This window comes from Micromonospora sp. NPDC049366 (assembly GCF_044466625.1).
Lineage (GTDB): Bacteria > Actinomycetota > Actinomycetes > Mycobacteriales > Micromonosporaceae > Micromonospora.
The window spans coordinates 1-1,155 of sequence record NZ_JBITMV010000061.1 but is presented as its reverse complement, the minus strand read 5'-3'; the positions used below and the strand labels follow the sequence as shown (position 1 = coordinate 1,155).

General features: G+C 67.7%; 1 protein-coding gene. It reads left to right on the top strand.

Features of this window, described 5'->3' with window-relative positions:
* Window positions 1-306 precede the first annotated feature (306 nt).
* Window positions 307-1,026, top strand: a complete 720-nt coding sequence (locus tag ACIBTV_RS31430; RefSeq protein WP_396710823.1) for a transposase family protein — start codon at window positions 307-309, stop codon at window positions 1,024-1,026.
* Window positions 1,027-1,155: the final 129 nt, after the last annotated feature.

The following is a 1,155-nucleotide window of genomic DNA, read 5'->3' as shown; positions in this document are numbered from 1 at the left end:
ACTTCTGGGGGCTAGTTGCATCCTGTTGGTGCTGGTCGGCGAGGGTTGACGGGGCTCGTGGTGGGGTCCGGCCGCTGGCCGCGCCTGTGTTGATCTATGACGTGATCATCTGCCGGGGTCAGGGGTGTGGGGTGTGGGTGCGGCGTGGCGTCATCGGGCATGAGGAGACCTCGGCGAGGATCTCAGGTCGTGACACACATCAATGCGCCCGCCGAGGGCCACGCACTGGTTTACCAAGTCCGGCTGCCGTTGTCGACCCAGAGCCTCGCCCTCGCTGGTCAGGCCTTGAGGATCCACCGCGCGGCCGTGAAGTCACGATGGCGCAAACTGCCCGACCTGAGCACCGCCTTGATCGTGCTGGCCGTCCTGCGTCACGGCGAACGACCCGCCGACCTGGCCGCCGCCTACGGGGTGTCACACCACAGCGTTCGCCGCTGGGTCAAACAGGTCGTGACTGTTCTGGCTCGGATGGCGCCCCGCCTGGACCGGGTCTTGGCCGCCCGCCGCGCGGATGAGGACCCGGTGGTGCTGCTCGACGGGACGTGCATCCCGGTGCACGCCCCCGCCGGCCGGCGCGAGAAACGGTTCTGGTGCCCGAAACACAAAGCCCACCACCTGCGGGTGATCACTCTGGCCGACCAACACGGCCGGCTGCTCTGGAGCTCCGCGGCACAACCAGCCCGACTACACGAGAGCACCCAGGCCAAACGCCTACGCCTGCCCGCCCGACTGCGCCGGCATCACCTCGCCGTCATCGGCGACCGATTCCACACCCGCCTCGACGACCAGCCCGACACCGACCCGAGCGTCATCGTCGGCCGCCGCGCCGCCCGCCTACGCCCCCTCACCCCCGGCGAGGAGACCACCAACGCCCTCATCGCCCGCGAACGCGTCGCCAACGAACACGCCCACGCCCACCTGAAGAACTGGCGCATCCTCACCCGCCTGCGTCACGACTGGCGCAGCGACGCCACCACCCTGATACGAGCACTACTCGTGCTCACCCACACCGAGATCACCCGCTGAACCCCACACCAGACAGACGATCAACACGAAGATCAACAACCACCCAGCCAGCGAGAAAACACCTCACACCGCCACGTCAAGAGCCACCAACCAGCCCAAACAGGATGCGACTAGCCCCGTGAAGTTGCG